The organism is Nocardia sp. NPDC055053, from assembly GCF_053608285.1.
This window is the reverse complement of sequence record NZ_JBSGVD010000029.1, coordinates 26556-49239: the sequence shown is the minus strand read 5'-3', so window position 1 is coordinate 49239 and position 22684 is coordinate 26556. Positions and strand designations below refer to the sequence as shown.

The 22684-nt window shown below is 70.3% G+C and carries 21 protein-coding genes; 10 read left to right on the top strand and 11 right to left on the bottom strand.

All coding sequences use genetic code 11. The features are described from left to right. Window position 1: 1 nt before the first annotated feature. The gene (locus tag ACWF82_RS25575; protein ID WP_452505068.1) at window positions 2-688 is read right to left on the bottom strand and encodes an iron dependent repressor, metal binding and dimerization domain protein; all 687 of its coding nucleotides are present in this window, start codon (window positions 686-688) and stop codon (window positions 2-4) included. Window positions 689-817: 129 nt separating this feature from the next. Between ACWF82_RS25575 and ACWF82_RS25570 the strand changes: the two genes are divergently transcribed. Both ACWF82_RS25570 and ACWF82_RS25565 read left to right on the top strand, forming a co-directional pair. Beyond that, window positions 818-2059 (top strand): acetoin utilization protein AcuC, encoded by a 1242-nt coding sequence (locus ACWF82_RS25570; protein WP_452505066.1) that lies wholly within the window; start codon window positions 818-820, stop codon window positions 2057-2059. Then, window positions 2052-4799 carry a bifunctional acetate--CoA ligase family protein/GNAT family N-acetyltransferase gene (locus tag ACWF82_RS25565; protein ID WP_452505064.1) on the top strand — a complete coding sequence of 916 codons (2748 nt, stop codon included), beginning with the start codon at window positions 2052-2054 and terminating at the stop codon, window positions 4797-4799. Before ACWF82_RS25570 ends, ACWF82_RS25565 begins: the two co-directional genes overlap by 8 nt. A 99-nt stretch (window positions 4800-4898) precedes the next feature. Here ACWF82_RS25565 and ACWF82_RS25560 read toward each other — a convergent pair whose 3' ends face one another. The 3 genes from ACWF82_RS25560 to ACWF82_RS25550 form a co-directional block, all read right to left on the bottom strand. After that, the gene (locus ACWF82_RS25560) at window positions 4899-5867 is read right to left on the bottom strand and encodes a sigma-70 family RNA polymerase sigma factor (RefSeq protein ID WP_189024020.1); all 969 of its coding nucleotides are present in this window, start codon (window positions 5865-5867) and stop codon (window positions 4899-4901) included. A 170-nt stretch (window positions 5868-6037) separates the two neighbouring features. Beyond that, window positions 6038-7558, bottom strand: coding sequence for a DUF7782 domain-containing protein (locus ACWF82_RS25555; protein ID WP_452505062.1), 1521 nt, complete (start codon window positions 7556-7558; stop codon window positions 6038-6040). A 93-nt stretch (window positions 7559-7651) separates the two neighbouring features. Beyond that, window positions 7652-8392 (bottom strand): VOC family protein, encoded by a 741-nt coding sequence (locus ACWF82_RS25550; protein WP_452505060.1) that lies wholly within the window; start codon window positions 8390-8392, stop codon window positions 7652-7654. A gap of 548 nt (window positions 8393-8940) precedes the next feature. On the opposite strand from ACWF82_RS25550, the gene ACWF82_RS25545 reads away from it, so the two are divergent. After that, on the top strand, window positions 8941-10161 hold the full coding sequence (locus ACWF82_RS25545; protein ID WP_452505142.1) for an MFS transporter: 1221 nt from the start codon (window positions 8941-8943) through the stop codon (window positions 10159-10161). Between the two features lie 4 nt (window positions 10162-10165). On the opposite strand, the gene ACWF82_RS25540 is transcribed toward ACWF82_RS25545, so the two are convergent. Beyond that, the gene (locus tag ACWF82_RS25540; protein ID WP_452505058.1) at window positions 10166-10579 is read right to left on the bottom strand and encodes a DUF3099 domain-containing protein; all 414 of its coding nucleotides are present in this window, start codon (window positions 10577-10579) and stop codon (window positions 10166-10168) included. 83 nt (window positions 10580-10662) lie between these two features. On the opposite strand from ACWF82_RS25540, the gene ACWF82_RS25535 reads away from it, so the two are divergent. Further along, window positions 10663-10902 (top strand): DUF3039 domain-containing protein, encoded by a 240-nt coding sequence (locus ACWF82_RS25535; RefSeq protein ID WP_189024012.1) that lies wholly within the window; start codon window positions 10663-10665, stop codon window positions 10900-10902. On the opposite strand, the gene ACWF82_RS25530 is transcribed toward ACWF82_RS25535, so the two are convergent. Then, on the bottom strand, window positions 10872-11840 hold the full coding sequence (locus ACWF82_RS25530) for a YihY/virulence factor BrkB family protein (protein WP_452505140.1): 969 nt from the start codon (window positions 11838-11840) through the stop codon (window positions 10872-10874). The genes ACWF82_RS25535 and ACWF82_RS25530 overlap by 31 nt on opposite strands. Before the next feature lie 409 nt (window positions 11841-12249). On the opposite strand from ACWF82_RS25530, the gene ACWF82_RS25525 reads away from it, so the two are divergent. After that, window positions 12250-13929: a DEAD/DEAH box helicase gene (locus ACWF82_RS25525; protein ID WP_452505138.1), complete on the top strand. Its 1680-nt coding sequence runs from the start codon at window positions 12250-12252 to the stop codon at window positions 13927-13929. A gap of 25 nt (window positions 13930-13954) precedes the next feature. Here the strand turns inward: ACWF82_RS25525 and ACWF82_RS25520 are convergent, their stop codons facing one another. After that, the gene (locus tag ACWF82_RS25520) at window positions 13955-14560 is read right to left on the bottom strand and encodes a TetR/AcrR family transcriptional regulator (protein WP_452505056.1); all 606 of its coding nucleotides are present in this window, start codon (window positions 14558-14560) and stop codon (window positions 13955-13957) included. 148 nt (window positions 14561-14708) lie between these two features. Here ACWF82_RS25520 and ACWF82_RS25515 point away from each other — a divergent pair, with 148 nt between their 5' ends. Then, window positions 14709-15446, top strand: coding sequence for an SDR family NAD(P)-dependent oxidoreductase (locus ACWF82_RS25515; RefSeq protein ID WP_452505054.1), 738 nt, complete (start codon window positions 14709-14711; stop codon window positions 15444-15446). Window positions 15447-15535: 89 nt separating this feature from the next. Here the strand turns inward: ACWF82_RS25515 and ACWF82_RS25510 are convergent, their stop codons facing one another. Both ACWF82_RS25510 and ACWF82_RS25505 read right to left on the bottom strand, forming a co-directional pair. Continuing rightward, a complete protein-coding gene (locus ACWF82_RS25510; protein ID WP_452505052.1) occupies window positions 15536-16084 on the bottom strand; it encodes a hypothetical protein in 549 nt (182 codons plus the stop codon). Further along, window positions 16084-17898: a DEAD/DEAH box helicase gene (locus ACWF82_RS25505; RefSeq protein WP_452505136.1), complete on the bottom strand. Its 1815-nt coding sequence runs from the start codon at window positions 17896-17898 to the stop codon at window positions 16084-16086. The genes ACWF82_RS25510 and ACWF82_RS25505 overlap by 1 nt, the downstream gene beginning before the upstream one ends. 125 nt (window positions 17899-18023) lie before the next feature. On the opposite strand from ACWF82_RS25505, the gene ACWF82_RS25500 reads away from it, so the two are divergent. Beyond that, on the top strand, window positions 18024-18785 hold the full coding sequence (locus ACWF82_RS25500) for a TetR/AcrR family transcriptional regulator (RefSeq protein WP_452505050.1): 762 nt from the start codon (window positions 18024-18026) through the stop codon (window positions 18783-18785). A gap of 93 nt (window positions 18786-18878) precedes the next feature. Here ACWF82_RS25500 and ACWF82_RS25495 read toward each other — a convergent pair whose 3' ends face one another. Continuing rightward, window positions 18879-19073: a DUF7455 domain-containing protein gene (locus ACWF82_RS25495; protein WP_029903635.1), complete on the bottom strand. Its 195-nt coding sequence runs from the start codon at window positions 19071-19073 to the stop codon at window positions 18879-18881. Window positions 19074-19475: 402 nt separating this feature from the next. Here ACWF82_RS25495 and ACWF82_RS25490 point away from each other — a divergent pair, with 402 nt between their 5' ends. The 3 genes from ACWF82_RS25490 to ACWF82_RS25480 are packed head-to-tail and all read left to right on the top strand — an operon-like array spanning window position 19476 to window position 21552. Further along, window positions 19476-19847, top strand: coding sequence for a DUF952 domain-containing protein (locus tag ACWF82_RS25490; protein ID WP_452505048.1), 372 nt, complete (start codon window positions 19476-19478; stop codon window positions 19845-19847). A gap of 38 nt (window positions 19848-19885) precedes the next feature. After that, complete coding sequence (locus ACWF82_RS25485) at window positions 19886-20368, top strand: cation:proton antiporter regulatory subunit (RefSeq protein WP_378849682.1); 483 nt, start codon at window positions 19886-19888, stop codon at window positions 20366-20368. 5 nt (window positions 20369-20373) lie between these two features. Next, on the top strand, window positions 20374-21552 hold the full coding sequence (locus ACWF82_RS25480) for a cation:proton antiporter (RefSeq protein WP_452505046.1): 1179 nt from the start codon (window positions 20374-20376) through the stop codon (window positions 21550-21552). Here the strand turns inward: ACWF82_RS25480 and ACWF82_RS25475 are convergent, their stop codons facing one another. Then, window positions 21553-22476: an MHYT domain-containing protein gene (locus tag ACWF82_RS25475; protein ID WP_452505044.1), complete on the bottom strand. Its 924-nt coding sequence runs from the start codon at window positions 22474-22476 to the stop codon at window positions 21553-21555. Window positions 22477-22684 lie beyond the last annotated feature (208 nt).

Below are 22684 nucleotides of genomic sequence, written 5' to 3'. Positions count from 1 at the left end.
ATCAGACCAGCCTCACCTGGACGGCGTGCGCCATCTCTTCGGACAGTTCGAAACCGGTGTGCCCCGGCACCGTGATCAGCACCGCACCCGGCTTGGTCTCCACGGTGACGCGCGCGTCGGGCACCACACCCGCCTCGCGCAGCCTGCTGATGACCTCCGGGTCGGTCTGGATGTGCTCGGCCAGCCTGCGTACCACCACGGCGTGCAGCGTGCCGTGGGGCAGGTCGGACAGGCGAACGAGCGTCTCCTCGGCGGCGGGGGAATCGCCGAGGCCGAGCTCGTCCAGGCCGGGGATGGGATTGCCGTAGGGCGAGGTGGTCGGGTGGTTGAGCACCTCGATCAGGCGCCGCTCCACCTCCTCGCTCATCACGTGCTCCCAGCGGCACGCCTCGGCGTGCACGTTCTCCCACTCGAGGCCGATGATGTCGACCAGCAACCGCTCGGCGAGCCGGTGCTTGCGCATCACCGCGACCGCCATGGCGCGGCCCTTGTCGGTCAGCTCGAGATGGCGGTCACCCGCGACGAGCAGCAGGCCGTCGCGTTCCATCCGCGCGACCGTCTGGCTCACCGTCGGACCACTCTGCTCGAGCCGCTCGGCGATGCGCGCCCGCAGCGGCACCACGCCCTCTTCCTCGAGGTCGTAGATGGTACGGAGATACATCTCCGTGGTGTCGACCAGATCCTTCACCTGTTACCCCTTCGTCGGCACGAATTCTACCCACGCGCGAACGCCTGTCCGCCCGCCGGACCGGCGGCCCTATTTCTACTGCATTGCAACGCCACACGGGGTCCGCTGCTTCCGGCTAGCGTGGCGAGCATGGTCACGCCGTCGCGCAGCGCAGAGTCCGGGACCGTCGTGTGGACCGAGCGATTCCTCGGCTATACCTGGAGTCCCGAGCATCCGATGAAACCGGCGCGCTTGCAGTTCACCATGTCGCTGGCCGAAAGTCTGGGCGTCCTCGACGGTGTCGAGCCGCTGGCGCCCGACGCGGCGACCCGGACAGACCTCCTGCGGGTGCACAGCAACCCCTATATCGAGGTGGTGCGCCGGGCCGGTGACGGGCCGCCGACGCCCGAGGACACCGTGTACGGCCTGGGAACGGCCGACAATCCGCTCTTCCCGCACATGCACGAGGCGGCCTCGGTCATCGTGGGCGGCACTCTTGCCGCGGCCAGGGAGATCGCGGCGGGACGGACCCGGCGGGCGGTGAGCATCGCCGGTGGAATGCATCACGCCATGCCGGATTCGGCGTCGGGCTTCTGCATCTACAACGATGCCGCGATCGCGATCTCGTGGCTGCTCGATCACGGGTACGACCGCATCGCCTACCTCGATGTCGACGTCCACCACGGCGACGGCGTGCAACGCGCCTTCTACGCCGATCCCCGGGTCCTCACGATCTCGCTGCACCAGCACCCGGCGACGCTGTGGCCCAATACCGGCTGGCCGACGGAGACCGGACTCGGCGCGGCCGAGGGCACCTCGATCAACCTGCCGCTCCTGCCCGGCACCCGGGATGCCCAGTGGCTGCGCGGGTTCCACGCGGTGGTGCCCGGCGCGGTCGCGGCGTTCCGGCCGCAGATCATCGTCAGCCAATGCGGGGTGGACACCCATCGGGAAGACCCGCTGGCCGATCTCGAACTCACCGTGGACGGTCAGCGCGCGGCCTTCCTGGCCATGCGCGACCTGGCCGACCGCCATGCCGAAGGGCGGTGGCTGGCCATCGGGGGCGGCGGCTACGGCGTGGTGCGGGTGGTGCCACGCGCCTGGACCCACCTGCTCGCCGCGGCGCTGGACCGGCCGCTGGCACCGGAGACACCCGTCCCGGACGACTGGATCGACCAGGTGCGCGCCGCGTCCCCGCGCGTGCAGCCGCCGACGAGCATGGGCGATGGGGGCGATACCGCCTACCGGCCGTGGGACGGTCCCGGCGGCACCCCCGAGATCGGCGACGCCGGGCAGATCCGTGCCCAGCGGGCGGTCGACACCGCCATCACAGCCACCCGACGGGCGAGTTTCGGCCTGCTCGGCCTCGACCCGGAGGATCCTCGTGACTGAACCACTGCTGCCTGACACCCCCGATACGCCGGCGAATCCGCCTGCGCCACCGCAACAGTGGTACGGCGATGTGCTCGCGGCCGACGGCGGTGTGGTCCGGGTGCGCCCGATCATGCCCGCCGACGCCGGGTCGCTGACCGCGTTCCACACCGGGCTGTCGGATCGCACGCGCTATCTGCGCTATTTCGGTCCGTACCCGCGGATCTCGCCGAAGGACATGTATCGCACCACCCACGTGGACTATCACGACCGCGTCGGCCTGGTCGCGCTGCTCGGCGACGCGATCATCGGCGTCGCCCGCTACGAGCTGCTCGACCGGCCCGGCCCGCGCGCGGCCGAGGTGGCCTTCGTCGTCGCCGACGAGCACCAGGGCCGTGGCCTGGGATCGGTGCTGCTCGAACACCTCGCCGGCGCGGCGGCCGAGAACGAGGTGGTCGCGTTCGTCGCGGAGGTGCTCGCCGAGAACGAGGCGATGATCACAGTGTTCCGTGATGCCGGCTACCAGCTGCAGCGCAGTCGCGACGGCGCCGAGGTGCACCTGGAGTTCGCCATCGACCCCACCGAAGCGCTGCGCACGGTCAGGGACGCGCGCGAGGCCGCCTCGGAGGCGCGCAGCGTCGGCAATCTGCTCGCGCCCGGTTCGGTGGCGGTGATCGGCGCGTCGCCGGAGCGGACCAGGGTCGGCGGCGCGGTGCTGGCGAACCTGCTCGCCGGCGGGTTCAGCGGGCCGATCTTCCCGGTGAACCCGAACCGGCGGTCGGTGCGGGGCGTGCGCGCCTACGCCACCGTGCGCGAGATTCCCGACGAGGTCGACCTGGCGGTGGTTGCGGTGCCGCCCGCCGCGATCGGGTCGGTCCTCGACGACTGCATGGCCAAGGGTGTGAAGGGCCTGGTGGTGCTGACCGCGGGCTTCGGGGAGACCGGTGCGGCCGGTCTGGCCGCCGAAGACGACCTGGTCGCCGCGGCCCGCGGCCACGGGATGCGGGTCGTCGGCCCCAGCGCCCTCGGCATCGCCAACACCGACCCCGCGGTCGGCCTCAACGCCACCCTCGCGCCGGTGCTGCCCGAGCGAGGGCGGATCGGCTTCTTCTGCCAGTCCGGCCCGCTCGGCGCGGCGATTCTCGGCGAGGCCGCGGCCCGCAATCTCGGCCTGTCGACCTTCGTCTCGGCGGGCAATCGCGCCGATGTCTCCGGCAACGATCTGCTGCAGTTCTGGGACACCGCCGCCGACACCGAGGTGATCCTGCTGTACCTGGAGAGCTTCGGTAACCCGCGCAAATTCTCCCGGCTGGCCCGGCGGGTGGCGCGGGGCAAGCCGATCGTCGCGGTGAGCAGCGGCAGGCTCGCCGCAGGCGCCGACATGGACCGCACGGTGGTGCGTGACCTGTTCACCCAGGCCGGGATCATCCAGGTGGACTCCATCTCCGAACTGTTCGACTGCGCCGCGCTGCTGGCCTGTCAGCCACTGCCACGGGGCCCTCGGGTGGCCGTGGTCGGCAACAGCGCCGCGCTGAACTGGCTGGCCATCGATGCCGCCGACAGCGAGGGCCTCGGCGTGCATCGGCCGGTGACCGCCGTCGACCGTGGGCCTGGCGCGCGGCCGACCGAGCGCAGCCTCGGCAACGCGCCGGTCGACGGGCCGGTGGATCTGGGGCCGGAGGCGACTCCCGCCGATTATCGGGAGGCGGTGCTGGCGGCGCTGCGCAGCGACCAGGTCGACGCCGTGATCGTCGTCGTCGTCCCGCCGGTGCCGACGTCCATGGGCGGTTTCGCCGACGCGCTGCGCGCGGCAGTGGCGGCCGCACCGGACAGGGCCAAACCGGTGCTGACGACCTTCGTCGCCGAGTCGGGCATTCCGCAGCTCCTTGCGGTCCGCACGACCGGCGGCGCGCCCGCGCGCGGCTCGATCCCGTCCTACCCCGATCCGGAACGCGCGGCCAGGGCGCTGGCCAGGGTCGAGCGGTACGCGCGCTGGCGCGACCGGCCCGTCTCACCGGTGGTCCGGCCACCCGGCATCGACACCGCGGCCGCGTCGGCGCTGGTGGCGGGCTGGCTGGCCGAATCGGGCGGGCGCTGGCTCACCGACGAGGAAGCGGCGCGGCTGCTCGAGTGCTACGGCATCGACGTCGTCGAGTTCCGGGCCGTGCGTGACGCCGAGCAGGCCGTCGCGGCGGCCGCGGAACTCGGGTACCCGGTCGCGGCGAAGGCGACGGGGGAGCTGTGGCGGCGCAGGCCGGATCTGCTGGGGGTCCGTCTTGACCTGTGGGGGCCCGATGCCGTCCGCCAGGCCTACACCGACCTGGTGGCGATCTGCGGCGATCCGCTGCTGCACGTGCAGAAGATGGCGACCAAGGGCGTCGGCTGCGTCCTGCGGGTCACCGACGATCCCTCGTTCGGGTCGGTGATCGAGTTCGGCCTCTCGGGCATGATCATCGACCTGCTCGGCGACCGTGCCTACCGGGCACTCCCGCTGACCGCCGACGAATCCGCCGCGCTGATCGACGCGCCGCGCGCCGCGCCGCTGCTGTCCGGTGGCCCGGCGGGTCCCGCGGTCGACAAGGCGGCACTGGCAGAACTGGCGCAACGCATCTCGGCCCTGTTCGACGACATCCCGCAGATGCGGGAGCTGTCGTGTGACCCGGTCCTCGCCGCACCGGCGTCGGCGGAGATCATCTACGCCCGCGCCAGGATCGGCCCGGAACCGAGCCGCTTCGACACCGGTCCGCGGCGGTTGGCGTGAACGAACAACGCCGACCGGCTCGCGGCCACGGAGGGGAGTGGTCGCGGACACCGGTCGGCGTTTCGGCAGACGACCCTGAGGGGGCCGTCGAGTAGGGGATCAGCTGGCGTAGGCACGCAGCCGGTCGGCGCGCTCACCCTTGCGCAGCTTGGACATGACCTCGCGTTCGATCTGGCGGACCCGCTCGCGGGACAGGCCGAACAGCTTGCCGATCTGATCGAGGGTGCGCGGCTGGCCGTCGTCGAGGCCGAAGCGCAGGCGGATGACCTGCTGTTCGCGCTCGTCGAGGGTGGCCAGGACGCTGCGCACGTCGTGGTGCAGCAGGCCCGCGATGACCGCGCTCTCGGCGGAGGTGGCCTCGGAGTCCTCGATGAAGTCGCCGAGCGGGGCTTCTTCGTCATTGCCGACAGGCATGTCCAGGCTTACCGGGTCGCGGCTGTGGTCGAGCAGGTCGGCGATCTTCTCCACCGGGATGCCCGACTCGTTGGCAAGTTCGGCGTCGGTGGCTTCGCGACCGAGCTGCTGGTGCAGTTCACGCTTGATCCTGGCGAGCTTGTTGACCTGTTCGACCAGGTGCACAGGCAGGCGGATGGTGCGGCTCTGATCGGCCATACCGCGGGTGATGGCCTGGCGGATCCACCAGGTGGCGTAGGTGGAGAACTTGAAGCCCTTGGCGTAATCGAACTTCTCCATCGCGCGGATGAGTCCGAGGTTGCCTTCCTGGATCAGGTCGAGCAACGGCATGCCGCGGCCGGTGTAGCGCTTGGCCAGCGAGACGACAAGGCGCAGATTGGCCTCGAGCAGATGCGAGCGGGCGGACTGCCCCTCACGGACCAGAATCGCCAGATCACGCTTGCGGGTCGCCGATAACCGCTTACCGGTCTCGAGCAGGTGCTGGGCATACAGGCCCGCCTCGATACGCTTGGCCAGTTCGACCTCGTCGGCCGCCGTGAGCAGTGCCGTGCGGCCGATTCCGTTCAGGTACACGCGTACCAGATCGGCTGCGGGGCTCTGGGCGTCGATATCGGACTCGCTGGGGCGCACACGAGTAGTGGCGGGGCTTGTCATGACTTGCCTCCTGTCGGTGGTGTCTCACTCCGATCAACGGACCCGACTTAGAGAAAGTTCCCGATCCCGTCGGTAATAAACCGCTCTGAGCTGCGGGTTCCTACCCTTACGGCTGAGAAGTTCCTGAGAAGAGCTCCGGGTTCGGAACTCGGCCCCCACCGCCGTGCGGCTCAGATGGGCCGCACCAGTCCATGGCGTACCAATCCGGCGACGACGCCGAGCGCCTTGGCGGCGAATTCAGGGGTCACCTGTTCGGCGCCGTCGGCCAGAGCGAGCAGTTCGAGCAGTTCGTACAACGGCAGACCGTCGGGCCGCATTCCCGCGACCAGCGCGACCGTCGACTCGTCGACCTCGTGCTGCCAGCGGGGACCGTCGCCGCGATGCAGCCGGGCCACCTCCTCGGTCCAGCCGTGTTCACCGGGCAGATATACCCGTTCCAGCGCGGTCGCCGGGCTCGGCGCGAAACGGGACGTCCAGGCGAGATTCTCGTCGGCGGCGACGGCGCGCAGCCACGCCGACCGGGCGAAATAGGCCGCTGCCTCGTTGCCGAGCGGATCGTCGAATCCGTGCGTGAGGTCCTCGGCCATCAGTTCGGTCGGGCCGTCGATGGCGTGCAGATAGACGAACCCGAAGCCGATGCCCTCGACGCCGGCGGCGTCGAACGCCGCCAGCCACTGCTCGGCGCGCGCCTGCGCGGCCGGGTCGCGGGGGTCCAGGCCCGCGTCGCGCAGCCAGGTGCCGACGTAGAGCGCCGGGTCGGCGACATCGCGCTGCACGACCCAGGCGTCGATGCCGTGCTCAGGCAGCCACGACGACACCCGCTGCCGCCAGTCCTGGCCCTCGACATGCACCCAGGCGGCCAGCATGGCTGCGAGGCCGCCGGGTGCGAGCAGCTCGGGCGCCTGCCCGATGACCAGCTCGCTGGCGCCGTCGAGCGCGAGCCCGGAATCGCGATAGGTGTGCTCGATGCGGGCAGGGCCGACGACGAACGGGGGATTGGCCACGATCTGATCGAAACGGCGACCGGCCACCGGCTCGAACCAGGACCCTTCGAGCAGTTCGATGTCGAGTTCGTTCAGCGCGGCCGTGGCCTGCGCCAGCCACAGCGCCCGCGCGTTGACGTCGGTGGCGGTGACCCGGCCCGCGTACCCCGCGGCGTGCACGGCCTGTACGCCGCAGCCGGTCCCCAGGTCCAGCACCACGCCCACCGGGACGGTGGGCGTGGCCCGCAGCAGCGACAGCGACGCGTGTCCGACGCCGAGCACGTGGTCCTCGGTCAGGGTGCGCCTGCGCATCGAATCGTCGAGGTCGGACAGGATCCAGCGGGTGCCCGCACCGGTGTCGAGCGGACGCAGGTCCAGTGCGGCCCTGAGCTCGTCGCCGTCACGGGCCAGCAGACCCGCCGCGACGGCGTCGTCGATCCGCACCGGCGCCAGCGCCGCGGCCACCTCGCGCTCCGGCAGCGCGTCACCGAGCAGCAGCAGCCGGATCAGCGTGCCCAGCTCACCGGCCGCCCGCGCCACCCGCCGCACCGGCACCGGCTCCGAACGGCCCAGTGCCGCATGCACATCGGGGCCGAGCGCCTCGACCAGCGTGTCGGCGTCGTAGCCGACCCGGATCAGCGCCGTGCGCAGGGCGGGGCACAGTGCGGTGAGCGGGGAACCGGAGGTGGCGGCGGGGTTCGTAGGCACCCGATTACTCTGCCAGGGTCGCGCACCGGGCGAACGACCCGCTCGGGCCGCGTGTCGTGGCGTGGTGTGAGTGCCGGGAGGGATGCGGGCGCGTCAGCTGGGGAGCAGGCCGGTGTACGGGTCGCGGCCGGTGACGCAGTAGAGCGCGCCGCCGGGATCGCGCATGACGATCCAGCGCTCGGCCTCGGCGACGCGGTCCGCACCCAGAGATTCGTGCCAGGTGGCGGTGGCGGCGATGTCGGTGGAGGCCAGGTCCACGTGGGCGGCGGCCGGGCGGGGGTCGTCGAGGCGCTGGAGCAACAGCTGCAGTGGCTCGTCGTCGCCACGTACCCGGGAGAATTCGGGGCGGCGTGACGGCTGGTGGGTCCAGCCGGTCAGCGATCGCCAGAACGCGGTGTCGGTCGCGATGTCGGCGGGGGCCAGGTCGAGGCAGATCTGGTCCAGGCGGGTCACGGTGCCGTCCGGTGCGGTCGACACGGTGACCGGAGGCGGCGTGTCGTTCTTGACCGGGGTGAAGCAGAACGTTTGTCCGGCAGGGGATTCGAGCACGGTGTAGTCGGGCGCGACCAGGACGATGTGTGCGCCGAGCCCGGTCGCTGTCGCCACCGCGGCGGGGATGTCGTCGACATCGAGGTCGAGGTGGATGCCCCCGCCGTCACCGACCGCCTGCATCTTGACCCAGGCCGGTCCGGTGGCAGGCAGCAGCGTCACGAACTCGTCGTGCGCTCCGCGTGGCGCCGACACCGTCGAGCCGGTGACGGTCGCCCAGAAGCGGACACAGTCGTCGAATCTGTCGGCAGGCCGATCCAGGAACGCCCACATCCAGCGAATCATGTTGTCTCCCTGCCAGTGCGCCACATCGTCACCGATGAAGCCAGGTGTCTACGGCTCGTCGGCGAAGACAGCCGGAACGGGAATCGGCGCCGGGTGCGACGACGCTCCGCGTGACTCCGGTCCGCGGCCACGCGGTCGATGGCTGAATCCTGTAAGGCCCCAGCGCGATCGCTCGTCTGCGAGTCGAAGTCGACAGAACCATGGTCCGCCCGATACGAACGGTAGGCCTCCCACCGCGCGCTGTCGACCGGATTCCCGCGAGCTACACGAGAAACGAGCGAACTCGATGGCTTGGTATCCATTGGCAGGATATCGACGAAAGATGGCATACCGGCCACTCGTTCGTGTCGCGAAGATCCGGCACCCTGTGTCGGGTGACCGATCTCCGCGCGCCCCTGTCGCCCACCGGCGACGACGACTCGGCCGAACGGGCCATTCCCACGCCTCACGCCGCCACCGACACCCACCGTCCTGATCGCCCCGAGGACGCCGTCGGCAGCGAGAGCGACGCGGCGCCGCGCGGCCGAACGACTCTCCATCCCGCGTGGATCGTGGCGGGCGTCGGCTTCGTCGCCCTGCTCGGCGCCGCCGCGTTCCGCTCGGTGCCCAGCGTCCTGATCGACCCGCTGCACACCGAGTTCGGCTGGTCGCACGCCACCATCTCCACCGCCGTCTCGCTGAATATGCTGCTCTACGGCCTGATCTCGCCGTTCGCCGCCGCGCTGATGGATCGCTTCGGCATCCGCCGGGTGGTGTGCGCGGCGCTGGTGCTGATCGCGGCGGGCAGCGGGTTGACGGTGTTCATGACCCAGGCCTGGCAGCTGGTGGCGACGTGGGGACTGCTGGTCGGGGTCGGCGTCGGGTCGATGTCGATGCCGTTCGTCGCCACCATCACCGGGCGCTGGTTCGTGCGCAGCCGCGGGCTGGTCACCGGCGTGCTCACCGCGGCGGGCGCGACCGGTCAGCTGGTGTTCCTGCCGCTGGTGTCGATGCTGGCGCACGAGCACGGCTGGCGATTGCCGTCGGTGATCGTGGCCGCGGTCGCGCTGGCCGTGGTGCCCCTGGTGTGGTTGTTCGTGCGCGATTACCCCAGCGACGCCGGGGTGCGGGCCTACGGCGCACCGCCCGGCTCGGACGCCGGTGCGCGGGTCCCGGGTACCGGGGGCGCGGGCCGGGCGCTACAGGTGTTGGCCGCGGCCGCGCGCAGGCCCGGGTTCTGGCTGCTGGCAGGCGGTTTCGCGGTGTGCGGGGCATCGACGAACGGCCTGGTCGGCACGCATTTCGTCACCGCGGCCCACGATCACGGGATGCCGCCGACCACCGCGGCCGGACTGCTGGCGCTGGTCGGGATCTTCGACGTGGCGGGCACGATCGCCTCGGGCTGGCTCTCGGATCGGGTCGATCCGCGCTATCTGCTGCTGGGTTACTACTCGCTGCGCGGGTTGTCGCTGCTGATCCTGCCCTCGCTGCTCGGCCCGCATACCCAGCCGAGCATGTGGGTGTTCATCGTCTTCTACGGTCTGGACTGGATCGCGACCGTCCCGCCGACGGTGCTGCTGTGCCGGGAACTGTTCGGCGCCGACGGCCCGATCGCGTTCGGCTGGGTATTCGCCGCCCACCAGGTGGGCGCCGCCGTCGCGGCCACCGGCGCGGGGCTCATCCGCGACCTGCAGGGTTCCTACGATCTGGCCTGGTACCTCGCGGGCGCCCTGTGCGGGCTCGCGGCGGTGATGTCGATGCTGGTGCGCCGACCGGCGCCGACCGCGTAGACCGCTATTCGATCGCCTTGCGCGATCGAGATTCCAAGGCGATCTGGTTGTTGCGGCCGTCCCAGCGGCTCGGTTCGTTCTTGGTGCGCGGCGGCCGGTCGTTGGCGATCAGCACGGCGATCCACGGCAGCGGCACCGAGGCGACGATGATCAGGATCGACAGCAGCGGGTTCTCGAACGCGCTGTAGGCGATCGCGGCCAGGACCAGGCAGGGGATGCGGAACGCCATGATGATCGTGTAGCGACGCACCCTGGCGCGATGCTGATCGTCGAGCGAGGGCGCGGCCTCGGTGATGAGCACCGGGTGCTTGGCATCGGCGCCGGGGAAATAGCCGCGCGAGCTGGGCGCGGCGGGCCCGGTCACCTCCGGGTCCGGGGTCGGCTCGTCGGCGCCGGAGGGCTCGCCGTAGGACTGCATACCCCGAGTCTCCCACTCGGCTCGTGCGAGCGCACACGCGGCTGGTCAGCGGTGCACGGCCGGGATGCGGCATCATGGAAGGCGTGAGTACAGACACTCTGGTACGCCCGGAAACCACGACCGATGAGACGACCGGCGACGATGTCCCCAAGTTCTTCCACTACGTGAAGAAGGACCGGATCGCCGAGAGTGCCGTGATGGGCACGATGGTCGTCGCGCTGTGCGGTGAGGTCTTCCCGGTGACGCGCTCGCCCAAGCCCGGATCGCCGGTGTGCCCGGACTGCAAGAAGGTCTACGACGGTTTGCGCAAGGGCGGCGACTGAGCGGGTTCCGCGGCAGGTGTGGCCGGCGCCTCCGGTGAGGCGTCGGCCGGCTCGTCGTCGCCGCGCACCTGGTTGGTCAGCCACTCCTTGACCTGCTCCATCCTGGTCGCCCGCGCCGGCCAGAACTCCTGCACCGCGGCGTTGAACTCCGCGCCGAGAATCACCGCGAAGCCGAGGAAATAGGTGAACAGCAGGAACGCGATCGGGGTGGCCAGCGCGCCGTAGCTCACGCCGGTGGCGGTGATCCAGGACAGATACCGCCGCAGCAGATCGCTGGCCCCCATGAAGAAAACCCCGGCCACCAGCGCGCCGCCGAACAACCGGTGCCACGGCAGCGATTTGTGCAGGGCCAGCTTGTAGAGCGTGGTGAGCCCGACGATCAGCAGCAGGCCGACGATCGGGTAGTAGAAGGTGTCGATCAACCGCAGCCCGGGTTCACGCCAGGTGTCGGGCAGGACACGGCCGATCCGGGTGGGTCCCAGCGCGATCACCGGCAGGATCAGCACCGCCGCCACCAGGAACTGCACATACAGCAGCAACGCGAAGATCCGCTGCCAGACGGGATGGCGGGCATCCTGCTGATCGTGGGCTTCCACGATCGCGTCGACGAAGGTCGCCATCGCCGAGGAACCCGCCCACAGCGACAGCACGAAACCCACCGACACCACCGCGCCGCGCCCGCGGCCGAGCACGTCGTCGACGGTCGGCTCGATCAGGTCGGCGACGACCGAGGGGCTGAAGAACTCCCGGCTGAACGCGATGATCTTGGCCTCGACGATCTGCACCGTGTCCGGCCCGAACAGCCCGCCCACATAGCCGAGGCTGCCGAGCAGCCCGAGCAGCAGCGGCGCGAGCGAGAGCGTCTGCCAGAACGCGGCCGCGGCAGACTTGGCGAAGATCGAGTTGTTCCAGCTCTTGATCGCCACCCGGACGATCAACCGCCACGCCGCGGCGGGCCACCGCACCCACCACGCGTGTTCGCGGGGACGTTGCGGGACGGGCTCGCCTGCGGTCGCGGGCAGCGCGGGGGGACCGCTCGGCTGGTGCGCCCGCGGTGGGTGCGCCGCGTCGGCTGCCCGGACCTGGTCGTTGTTCATCTCGGGTCAAGCATCCCGCACGAAGCGGACGCGTGGGGTACGGGCCGGGCATCGTGTCGGCGGGTAACAGGTAAATGGCCGGTGACCTCGGGCGGTGTTGTGATGCCTGTCGCGCACCCCGCGTCGGTTTGGCGACACGCCGCACCGGGCGGCTAGGGTCATCTGCGTGACTGGGTCGGGTGACGCCGCTGCGGCGAGGGATGCGGGTACACCGGGCGATTCGGCTGCCGGGGGTGCGCCGGGGGGTTCCCTGCGCGCGTGGCAGCGGCGCGCTCTCACGAAGTACCTGGCCACCAAGCCGCGCGACTTCCTCGCGGTCGCCACGCCGGGCGCCGGTAAGACCACCTTCGCACTGCGGGTAGCCGCGGAGTTGCTGGCCGACCGCACGGTGGATCAGATCACCGTCGTCGCGCCCACCGAGCACCTCAAGCACCAGTGGGCCGCCTCGGCCGCCCGCTCGGGCATCCAGCTCGACTCCCGGTTCTCCAACTCCACCGGCGGCACCTCGGGTGACTATCACGGCGTGGTGGTGACCTACGCGCAGATCGCGGCCCATCCCACCCGGCACCGGGTGCGCACCGAGAACCGCCGCACGCTGGTGATCCTCGACGAGATCCACCACGCGGGCGACGCCAAGACCTGGGGCGAGGCCACCGAGGAGGCCTTCGGCGACGCGACCCGGCGCCTCGCGCTGACCGGAACCCCGTTCCGCAGCGACGATTCCAAGATCCCGTTCGTCACCTACGAGCCCGACGAAGCCGGTTTCCCCCGCTCGCGCGCCGACCACTCCTACGGCTACGCCGACGCGCTCGCCGACGGCGTCGTGCGCCCTGTCGTGTTCCTGGCCTACTCCGGGGACGCGCACTGGCGCGACAGCGCGGGCGAGGAACACACCGCCCGCCTCGGCGAACCGCTCAGCCCCGAACAGACCGCGCGCGCCTGGCGCACCGCGCTCGACCCGGCCGGTGACTGGATCTCGGCGGTGCTGCGCGCCGCCGACGTCCGCCTGCGCCAGCTGCGCGCCTCCGGCATCCCCGACGCCGGTGGCCTGGTGATCGCCACCGACCAGGAACGCGCCCGCGACTACGCCGAACTGCTCGAACACATCTCGGGTGAGCGGCCGACCGTGGTGCTCTCCGACGACCCGCAGTCCTCGCAGCGCATCGGCGAGTTCGCCGACGGCACGCAGCCGTGGATGGTGGCGGTGCGCATGGTGTCCGAAGGTGTCGACGTGCCGCGTCTTGCTGTCGGTGTCTACGCGACCAGTGCGTCGACCCCGCTGTACTTCGCGCAGGCCATCGGCCGTTTCGTGCGTGCCCGCAGGCCGGGGGAGACAGCGAGTGTGTTCCTGCCGTCGGTGCCGGTGCTGCTCGACCTGGCCGCCCAGCTGGAGTTGCAGCGCGATCACGTCATCGGCAAGCCGCACCGCGAGAAGAACGCCCTCGACGACGAGCTGCTGATCGACGCCAACAAGACCAAGGACGAGCCCGGCGAGGAGGAGAAGTCCTTCGTCGCGCTGGCCGCCGACGCCGAACTCGACCAGGTGATCTACGACGGCTCCTCCTTCGGCACCGCCACCATCGCGGGCAGCGACGAGGAAGCCGACTACCTGGGCATCCCCGGCCTGCTCGACGCCGACCAGATGCGGGCCCTGCTGCGTGACCGGCAGACCCGTCAGCTCGCCGACCGCAGCGCCGCCCAGGAGTCCGCGCCCGCGCCCGCCGCGGTCGCCGAACGCATCGCCACCTCCGACAAGCTCGGTGAACTGCGCCGCGAACTCAACAGCCTGGTCGCGATGCACCATCACCGCACCGGGAAGCCGCACGGCGTGATCCACGGTGAGCTCCGCCGCGAATGTGGCGGTCCCCCCACGGCATTGGCGTCGGTCGACCAGCTGGGCGAGCGGATCGCGGCGCTGCGCCGCCGGTAGCGGTCACGGTCGCCGAGCTCGATGCCTAGGTCGTCGTCGCTGCCGAGAGAGCCTGCAGTGCGCTGTCCACCGCGGCACTGAGTTCGGCGTGGTCGACGTCGTCCCTGGCCTGGATCGACAGGCCGAACAGGACGGTGCTGTAGAACGCGGCCAGCGCGGCCGTGTCGGTGCCGGGTTTCAGGTCGCCGTCGGCGATGCCGCGGTCGAGACGGGCGTGGATGTCCGCGGTGGTGTGGCGGCGGGCCTCGACGAGGAACTCGCGGACCGAGGCTGTCCGGGTGGTGTAGGTGGCACCGGCGAGGACCACCATGCAGCCATGTGGGAGGCCGGGGTCGGTGTAGGTGGTGATGTTGTCGCGCAGCATCGCCTCGATCGCGGCGTAGGCGGTCGGTTCCTCGCGCAGCGCCCGCGCGGTGCGTGACCCTTCGGTGCGGCCGTAGAGCTCGATCGCGGCGCGGAACAGGGCTTCCTTGTCACCGAACGCGGCATAGAGGCTCGGGGAGTTGATACCCATGGCGGTCGTGAGATCGGCCATGGAGGCGCCGTCGTAGCCGCGTTCCCAGAACACCTCCATGGCACGCCGCAGGGCCACCTCGCGATCGAAGCCGCGCGGGCGGCCGCGTTCTGCCATGACAAACCTTTCTGTGCCGATCGGTAAATATACCGCGAAGGCAGCGCGCCGGAGAATTCTGTATCGATCGATAAGAAACTCTTGACGCCGACGTCGGCATGCGCTTGTCTAATTATGTATCGCCCACTACAGAATTGGAGTACGCCTGATGACGAGCAGCACCACCGTGGCTCTGGTGACCGGCGGCAGCCGGGGGATCGGCGCCGCCATCGCCCGCAAGCTGGCCGCCGGCGGCGCCGATGTGGCGTTCACCTACCAGCGCGACGAGGCCGCGGCGAAGTCGGTCGCCGCCGATATCGAGGCGCTGGGCAGGCGAGCGCTGCCGATTCAGGCCGACAGCGCCGACGCCGCCCAGGTCGTCGCCGCCGTCGACCGGACCGCGCGCGAGCTGGGCGGCTTGGACGTGCTGGTGAACAACGCCGGGATCTTCCCGGCCAAGCCGTACGAGGAATTCAGCGTCGACGAGATCGACCGTGCCCTCGACATCCACGCCCGCGCGCCGTTCGTCGCGGGCCAGGCCGCGCTGGCACATCTGGGCGAGGGCGGCCGGATCATCTCTATCGGCTCGAACCTGACCGACCGCGCGCTCTTCGGCGGACTGGCCCTGTACAACCTGAGCAAGTCGGCGCTCAACGGCTACACCAAGGCGCTGGCCAGGGAACTCGGTCCGCGCGGCATCACCGTCAACCTGGTCCAGCCGGGTCCGACCGACACCGACATGAACCCGGCGGGCAGCGACCACGCACCCGCACAGCGGGAATTCAACGCGCTCGGCCGGTTCGGCGCCGCCGAGGATGTCGCCGATCTGGTCGCGTTCCTGGCTGGCCCGTCGGCCCGGACGATCACCGGGGAGATCATCACGATCGACGGCGGCACCAACGCCTGAGTGCGGCGCCCCCCGGTGAACGTGCCATCGGCATCGCCGGTGCCGTCGCCGCGGCAAGTCGCGGCACCGGCACCGGCTCGGCGGAGCTCTCAGTGGACCCGCTCGAAGAACTGGGTCGGGTCGAGCGCGTTGATGCTGGTCCACCGCGGTTCCTGGACCGGACCCCCGGCCTCCTCGGTGGCGTCGAAATACCCCTGGAGCTCCAGCGCCAGCCGCGGATTCTCGTCCACCTGCCGGGCGAGCGCGTACAGCGCCGCGAACACGTGCAGACACCGCGCGCTCCGCGCCGAGCAGGAACAGTCGGTGCTCACCAGCGTCGGTGCGGGAGAGTGCCCCGCGTCGAGCAGCGCCCGGTGCATCTCGTCGGTGAGCACGCTCGGATCGGGAATCACCCGCGCGATCGCGGTGACCGCCGCCCTGGTCAGCGGCGCCACCTCGACATGTGCGATCGAGGCCTGTCCGCCGCGGTGCAGGTGCGCGCGCACCGTCCGCCCCCCGATCTCGGTGCGGACCCCGTCGTTGCGGGCGATGCTGCGGGCGCGGGGCAGCAGCGGTTCGGGGCGGGTCTGGCGCAGCGGTTCGGCCAGCCGCACCCAGTCCTTGCCCCATGCCGTGTAGCCGAATTCGTTGTCGGGCATCAGTTCTCTCGCTTCCGTCGCAGGATGTCGACCAGGGCGTCGTCGTCGAGCCGGGCCAGCTCGGCGATGCCCGCCGCGTCCGAGAGATCGGTGAGCGCCGACTTGCGGGTGTGCATCGCCGCGATGTGTTCCTCGACGGTGGTCGCGCTGGTCAGCGTGGTGACGGTGACCGTGCGGGTCTGGCCGATCCGGTGCGCCCGGTCCGAGGCCTGCGCCTCGACGGCCGGATTCCACCAGCGATCGAAATGGATCACATCGGCGGCACGGGTCAGGGTGAGTCCGGTGCCCGCGGCGCGCAGGCTCAGCACGAGCACCGGTGGGCCGTCCGGTGATTGGAACGCGGTGACGATCCCTGAGCGCTGGTCGGCGTCGAGTCCGCCGTGGAAGAACGGCGCGTCGACCCCGAACTGTTCGGCGAGATGACGCACCAGCAGTTCACCGGTCTGGCGGTACTGGGTGAAGATCAGCGTCGGGTCACCGGTGTCGAGATTGGTGGCGACGATGTCGGTGCACAGGTCGAGCTTGCCGGAACGACCGCCCAGTTCATCCAGGTCACCGGAGATCAGCCCGGGATGATTGCAGACCTGTTTGAGGTGGGTGAGCGCAGCGAGCACGCGGCCCTGACGTTGCAGACCGGAACCGAAGCCCTCGTCGAGCGCCTCGGCCAGGACCGCGTCGTACACCCGTTCCTGCTCGGCGGTCAGATCGCACAGCAGATCGCTGTGGATCTTCGCGGGCAGCGAGGCCGCGACGTGAATCTTCTTGCGGCCCAGCACCACCGGCTCGACGGCATCGCGCAACCGGGCCGCGGCGGCGGCGGAACCCTCCTCGATCGGCCGGACGAACCGGCGCCGGAACTGCGTGCGATGCGCGAACAGTCGCGGCACCGTGAGATTGAGCAGCGCGAACAGTTCGTCGAGGTGGTTCTCCACCGGGGTGCCGGTGAGCGCCACCTTGGCGTCCGCGGGCAGGGCGCGCGCTGCCTTCGAGACCTGGGTGCGTGGATTCTTCAGCGCCTGCGCCTCGTCGAATACCACGGTGGCCCACTGCTGTCCGGTCAGTGCCGCCCCATGTAGCCGCAGGGTCGGATATCCGGTGACGACCACGGTCCCCGCGCCGGCGGGCACATCGCCGCCACGCCAGGACACCGCCTTCAGTGCCGGTGCGAACCGGGTGATCTCGTGCACCCAGTTGCCCACCAGCGAGGTCGGGCACACCACGAGTTGCGGCCCGTCGGCTCGCCCCTGCAGGAACCCGATGGTCTGCACGGTCTTGCCGAGTCCCATCTCGTCGGCCAGCACCGCGCCGCCGTACGCGCCGACGGTCTCGCGCAGCCAGCTCACCCCGCGCACCTGATACGGCCGCAAGGTGGCATCCAGGACCGCTGCCAGCTCGGCGTCGGCCGCCGCGGTCTCGCGCAGCACGCGCACCGCTCGCTGGGCCGAGACGATCGAGGTGCCGACCGCATCGGGGACGGCGTGCGCCGCGACGGGTAGTTCCACGGGGATCGCCGACCCGTCGCCGTGTGGTCCCACCGCGCCGGTGTCGCGGCTCGGCGGTGCGGTGGCCTCGCCCGCCGTGGCTGTGCGTCGTGCGGCGGCCAGCAGCTCGCGCCACACCAGGGCCGACGGCGCGAGGTCCGCGTCGGTGGCGCCGATCAGCTCGGCTGGTGTCACCACGGCGGCCGGGATCTCGACCGGCTCGATCGCGCCGCGCTCGCCGACGGGCAGCGCGAGCGTCAGTGCTTCGGGGTCGCCGATGCCGGTGGGCGCGGCACCGGCACCATGACCGGTCCAGGTCCACAGCGCGAACAGGTGACGGTCGGGGAGATAGGTGGCCTGGGTGGCGGGCAGAGCGGTCTCCTCTGATCGGGCAACACGAACAACCGAACAACGTACACTGTACTGAGTTTGTTCCCGAGTGCCAGAAAGGACGGCTCGTGCCCACCGACGGCGACGAGAAAGCCACCGCGCAGGCCACCCAGATCCTCGAGCTGCTGTGGCGGCACGCCCTGCCCGCCAAGCCGGGAGCGCGCGGCCCGAAACCCGGTCTCACGGTCGACGCCGTGGTCGCCGCCGGCATCGCCCTGGCCGACCTCGATGGCATCGGGAAGCTGACGATCCGCGCGGTGGCCGCCGAACTCGGCCTGCGCGCGATGAGTCTCTACACCTACGTGCCGAGCAAGGACGCGCTGCTGGTGCTCATGGTCGACGCCGTCGCCGCCGACGACCCGCCGATCCCCGCCGACCTGCCGATGCGGGACCGGATGATCGCGATCGCCACCCGGATCCGGACCGAGCTGATCGCGCACCCGTGGCTGCTCGAGGTCTCCCCGTGGCGCCAAGTGCTCGGCCCGGCCAGGATGCGCCGCTACGAGAATCAGCTCCGCGCGATCTCCGGCACCGGTCTGACCGACCTCGCCATGGACCGCGCGATCGCGGTGCTCACCGACTTCGCCACCGGCAATGCCCGCCTCGCCGTCGCGGCCGCGGGTGCGACGGCCCAGCTCAGCGACGCGGACTGGTGGCAGGTGCACGGCCCGCTGCTGGCCGAGGTGATGCCCGCCGCCGACTTCCCCCTCGCGGGCCGGGTCGGCACCGCCGTGGGCGAGCACTATCAGGCACCGGCCGACCCCGACGGCGCCTTCGCCTACGGCGTCGCGACGCTGGTCGACGGCATCCTCGCCGACGCCGGCGACTGACCCCGGACACAACAACAGCGGGCGCCCTGCTCGGGTCGCCCGCTGTCGGGATGTTCTGTTGTCAGATGTGATTGTTTCGGACGCGAGGAGTGGTCAGAGAGCGGGAGCGGATTCCGTGTCGATCACGGCTTCGAGCTCGCGCAAGCGGTCCATGTGTTCATTCGCGTGGTGCTGGCAGAAGAGCAACTCGCCACCCGCGGGAAGAACGGCACGCACTCGGGCAGCCGCCCCGCAACGATCGCAACGATCGACCGCGGTCAGTGGGGTGCTGGTCAGGGTTCCTGGCATGACTCCTCCGTCCCGGCTCCCGGCGCTGCGTGGCCGTTCGCCTAGGTGTGGGCCCCGTGGTCACTCCACGAGGCTCGCATCCGCTACTTCCCAGCAGGGGTACGACTACTCTGTCAGACGTTCGGGGTTCAGGCTTTGTTCCCGGAAGTGAATCTTTGTGTTTTCGATAACACGACCTGCGGTTTCGCTGAAAGCGAACACCACTGGTCACCGTCTCGAGCACCTGCCGATCACCCACGGCGCCGTCGCTGCCACCTCCCACTCGAACCAGTCACTGATCGATATGTCGCTCGCTGCGGTGTTGCCCGTAACCCGAGGGCCGCGCCACCGAACCGAGCCGCATTCTCGATGCTGTGCCAGGGTCTAACACGTCCGAACCTGTTGTCTACCCGGAGATTACCCGTGACATCCGACACCCACACGCTTGTTCACCTGTGTTCTTCCCAAGAATGGGAACAATCCCAGCGAACCGGGGAACGCAGGCCGCCGTCGCTGACCGAGAGCGGCTTCGTCCACCTGTCCACCCCCGCCCAGGTCCACCTGCCCGCCAACCGGCTCTTCGCCGGGCGCACCGACATGCTGGTGCTGTGGCTCGACCCGGCCCGGTTCACCGGCGAGGTGAAATGGGAGCCGGGTGTGCCGACCGATCCGGCCTCGATGCTGTTCCCGCATCTGTACGCCCCGCTGCCGGTGGCCGCGGTCCTCGCGGCCGAGCCGTACCTGCCCGGCACGGACGGATTGTTCAGCACGCCCCAGCGCGGCGAAGTGGCGTAGACCACATCCTTGGTCACCGCGCGACTACTGTGGACGGTGTGAACGTCGACGTCACAGCGCTACCGGGGATCGGAGTGCGCAAGGATTTCGAGGTCAAGTCGGGCCGCCGCGTCGGGGTGATCGCCCACCGCGACGGTGACATCGACCTGATCGTGTCCAAACCCGACGACCCGGACGCGATCGCCGCCCAGGTGCCGCTGTCCACCGACGAGGCGTCGGTGCTGGCGAACCTGCTCGGCGCGCCGCAACTGGTCGCCAAACTCAACGACGACCATCGCGACCTACCCGGGATCACCACCCGGCAGCTCGCGATCGGCGACGAATCACCGTTCGCGGGTCGCACGTTGGGCGAGACCGGCATGCGCACCCGCACCAAGACCTCGATCGTCGCGGTGATGCGCGCCGGTCAGCTGCACCCGTCGCCCGGCCCGGATTTCACCTTCACCGAGGGTGATCTGCTCGTCGTCGTCGGCACCCCGGACGGCCTGGACGCGGCCGCGAAGATCCTCGCGCACGGCTGACGGCCGTGACCTCGCAGGCCCTGGCTCTGCTCGAGCTCGGCGTGATCTTGTTCGGGCTGGGCATCTGCGGGCGAGTCGCGGGCCGGTTCGGGATGTCGCCGATCCCGCTGTACCTGCTGGGTGGGCTGGCGTTCGGGCGCGGGGGATTCTTCGAGCTGGAGGTGGCCACCGAGTTCGGGCACCTGGCAGGCGAGATCGGCGTCGTGCTGCTGCTGTTGCTGCTCGGGCTGGAGTACACGGCCCCCGAGTTGATGACGGGTCTGCGGCGCTCCTGGGCGGCGGGCGTTGTCGATCTGGTGGCCAACGCGCTGCCCGGCGTCGCGGTGGCGCTGATTCTGGGCTGGGGCGTGACCGGCGCCGTCGTCCTCGGCGGCGTCACCTACATCTCGTCGTCGGGCATCGTGGCCAAAGTCCTCGACGACCTGGGCCGCCTCGGTAACCGCGAGACGCCGGTCGTGCTGTCGATCCTGGTCCTCGAGGACCTGGCGATGGCGGTGTATCTGCCGATCCTGACGATGATGCTGGCCGGGCTGAGTCTGCTCAGCGGGCTGGTGTCGCTGGCGATCGCCCTGGCCACCATCTCGGTGGTGCTGGTGGTGGCGCTGCGCTTCGGCAGGCTGGTCTCGGCGGTGCTCGACAGCGCCGACCGCGAGGTGTTCCTGCTGCAACTGCTCGGCGCCGCGCTGCTGGTGGCCGGTGCCGCCTCGGCGCTGAACGTCTCGGCCGCGGTCGGCGCGTTCTTGCTCGGCATCGCGATCTCCGGTTCCACCGCGCACGAGGCGGCGAAACTGCTGGAGCCGCTGCGAGATCTGTTCGCCGCGATCTTCTTCGTCGCCTTCGGGCTGTCGATCGATCCGGCCGCGGTGCCGCCGGTGTTCGGCTGGGCGGTCGCGCTGGCGGTGGTCACCACCGGCACCAAGGTGGCCGTCGGCTGGTGGGCGGCGAGCAGGCAGGGAATCCGCCGGATGGGCCGCGCCAGGGCCGGTGCCGCGCTGGTGGCGCGCGGCGAGTTCTCCATCGTCATCGCGGGCCTGGCCGTCGCCTACGGCAAGGCCGACGCCCGGCTGGCCGCTCTCGCCTCGGCCTATGTGCTGCTGATGGCGATTCTCGGGCCGATCGCGGCCAGGGTCGTCGAGCCGGTCGTCGAATTCGCCCGGCGCCGGACCGAGGTGGCGGCGAGCTGATCAGTCGACGACCCGGCGCGGCCAGCTGCCCGCGCCGTCGTAGACCAGTTCCTCGGTGCGGTAATCGATGTGCTCGTGGGTCGGCGCGCCGGGGGCCGGGGGCAGGGGAGCGGGCGGAAGCGGAAGCTGTCGCCGGGTTTTCGGCTGATGCCGGGAGGTCAGCCACATCCGCGGCAGCGCCTCCTCGTTCTCGATCTCGGTGAGACTCACGCTGATCAGCACCAGCATGGTGACGATGCTGCTCACCCCGATCAGCGGTGCCAGCAGATCCATCGCGCCCGAGCCTGTCGGCGGCGCGGCGTGATGGTTGGAGTGCGCGTGCATGGCGGCCATACCGGTGTAGTGCATCCCGGTGACGGCAACGCCCATGATGACCGCCGCGCCCACCGTCGCGAGAAAACCCTTGACGCGCAACGTGAACCAGAGCGCCACGATCGAGGCCACCACCGCGATCACCATCGACAGCGTGACGATCTTCGGGTCGTAGGTCACCGTCGCCGTCGACCTCATCGCGTACATGCCGGTGTAGTGCATGGTGCCGACGCCGAGGCCGGTGATCGTGCCGCCCGCCAGCAGCGAGCGCAGCGTCGGCTGGGGCTTGTTGACCATGAACAGCCCGATCCCGACCACCACCATCGCGGTGATCGCGCTGAACAGCGTCAGCGGGATGTCGTAGCGGATCTCCGCGCCGCGGATGGTGAAACCGAGCATGGCGATGAAATGCATGACCCAGATGCCGGTTCCGCCGATGGCGATCGCCGCGCCGATCAGCCAGCCGACCCGTCCTTCCACCGCGTTGCGGCCGCGGGCCGCGCACTGCAGGCCGAGCAGGCAGCCGGTGACGGACATGAAATACGCGAGAACGGGGGTGAACCAGCCGTAGCTGAAGTGATAGATGTCGAGCACGCCGCGAAAAACCCTCAATGCCGTACCGCAGACCGGTGGCGGTAGAACGAAAAACTGTCTGTGACAATACGGTGAAGATCGCGAATTCGCGGCGTTCACAGCGCAATCCAGCACTGTGGGTTTGATCACGAAACGGTTACCGTCTCCGGTTTATTGGTAATACGGACCGTTCGGCATTTTTATCCGGAAATGAAAAGAGGCCCGTATCCATCCGGATGAATGGATA